This is a genomic window from Aeromicrobium sp. PFPM2_SD2 (assembly GCF_057364525.1).
The window spans coordinates 1-1,883 of sequence record NZ_JBNFNZ010000468.1; the positions used below are offsets into that span (position 1 = coordinate 1).

Sequence of the window (1,883 nt, forward strand, 5' to 3'; positions counted from 1 at the left end):
GCCGGCGGGGCCGGCGGCGGGTGCCTCGGGCGTCTGCGGGGGACTCGGGGGTCGCGGGGGCGGGAGAGGTCGGGGGTGCGGGGGTCGTCTCGTCCATGGCTCGAGTGAAGGCGCGTCCCCTGTCCGCGGCCTGTGCGCGAGCCCGGACCCGGCTGAGACCTATGCAAAGAAATCTTTGCGGTCTACGCTGGCCGGGTGACGCTCTCCCGGACCCAGGTGCGAGACCTGGACACGATGCGGGCCCTGGCCCACCCGCTGCGCATGCGCCTGCTCGGCCTGCTGCGCGCGGACGGGCCGGCCACCGCCAGCGAGCTCGGCCGCCGGGTGGGGGAGTCGAGCGGGTCGACGTCCTACCACCTGCGCCAGCTCGAGCGCTTCGGCTTCGTCGAGGACGCCCCGGACCAGCCGTCGCGCCGGTCCCGGGTGTGGCGCGCCAGCGCGGACGTCACCTCGTGGTCCGAGGAGCTGTTCGCGGCGCCGGGTGGCGACGAGGTGTTCACGGCGGTGCGGGCTGGTCAGCTCGAGCACCTGCGGCGCAGCCTGGCCGCGTGGACCCGCCCGGCCGCGGCTCGGGGCGAGCGACTACCTGCTGCGCCTGGACCCCGACGACCTCGAGGCCCTGGTCGACGAGCTGCACGAGGTCGTCGCCCGGTACGCCGGGCGCGGCGGCGGCCAGGAGGTCGCGCTGCACCTGCTCGCCTTGCCCTACCCGCGGGAGGACGCATGAGCGTCCTGGCGCGGTTCCTCGTGCTCACCGCGCTGCGCTGGCTGCCGGTGGGCCTCATCGTCCCCGTCGTGGTGCTGCTGCCGCTCGACCGCGGCCTGTCCCTCGGCGAGATCGGCGCCGCCCTGTCCGCCCAGGGCCTCGTCGTGCTGCTGCTCGAGCTGCCGACCGGCGGGCTGGCGGACGCCTGGGGGCGGCGGCCCGTCGTGCTCCTGTCGTCGGCGCTCGCCCTGGCGTCGTACCTGACCGTGCTGGCCGCCCCACCACGCGGCGACCCTCGCGCTCGCCTACGTGCTGATGGGCGCCTCGCGGGCGCTGGACAGCGGCCCGCTCAGCGCCTGGTTCGTCGACGAGTCCGGGGCGTCGCCCGCCGAGGTCGCTGCGGGACTCGGCCGGGCGGGGGCTGTCGTCGGGACGTCCATCGGGGCCGGTGCCCTCCTGTCCGGTGCCGCGGTCGCGTGGCTGCCGGTGCCGCACGGGACCGCGCTGGCCGTGCCGTACGCGATCGCCGGGGTGCTCGTCGCCGTGCAGGTCGTCGCCGTGCTGGTGCTCATGCGCGAGCACCGTCCGCACGCGGGGTCCCTCGGCGCGAGCGTCCGCGCCACGGTGCCCACGATCGTCTCGGCGGTCGGGCTGCTGCGCCGCTCGCGGGTGCTGGCCGCGCTCGTCGCGGTCGAGCTGTTCTGGGGCTTCGGCATGGCGGCGTTCGAGTCGTTCACGCCCGTGCGGCTCGGCGAGCTGCTGGGCGAGAGCGGCGACGCGGCCGCCGTCATGGGCCCGGTGAGCGCCGCCGCCTGGGGGTTCTCGGCGCTCGGCGCCGCACTGGTGGTGCCCTTGGTCCGGCGCTGCTCGGCGGTGTCGGTGTCGGTCGCGCTGCGCCTGGTGCAGGGGGCCACGGTGGTGGTCATGGGCCTGGTCGGCGGCCCGGTGTGGCTGGTGGTCGCGTTCCTGTCCACCTACGCCGTGCACAGCGCCGCCGGTGTCGTCTACGAGTCGCTCCTGCACGAGCAGGCGGAGTCGGCCAACCGGGCGACGGTGCTGTCGCTGGCCTCGATGGCGATGCACCCGGGCGGCAGCGTCGGGATGCTCGTGCTCGGCGCGGTCGCCGGCACCTGGTTCGACCGGTGCCGCCTTCGTCGTCGCCGGCGTCGGTCGCGCC

Annotated in this window: 2 protein-coding genes and 1 pseudogene; all 3 read left to right on the top strand. The window is 76.3% G+C overall.

Going from position 1 to position 1,883, the window contains the following annotated elements; genetic code table 11:
- Window positions 1-234 precede the first annotated feature (234 nt).
- Window positions 235-378: pseudogene (locus AC2W7G_RS15165) on the top strand (helix-turn-helix domain-containing protein); the annotation flags it as partial.
- A gap of 103 nt (window positions 379-481) precedes the next feature.
- Window positions 482-727 (top strand): hypothetical protein, encoded by a 246-nt coding sequence (locus tag AC2W7G_RS15170; RefSeq protein WP_485869171.1) that lies wholly within the window; start codon window positions 482-484, stop codon window positions 725-727.
- A gap of 294 nt (window positions 728-1,021) precedes the next feature.
- The coding region (locus AC2W7G_RS15175) for an MFS transporter (RefSeq protein ID WP_485869172.1) at window positions 1,022-1,883 on the top strand (862 nt) is incomplete at its 3' end.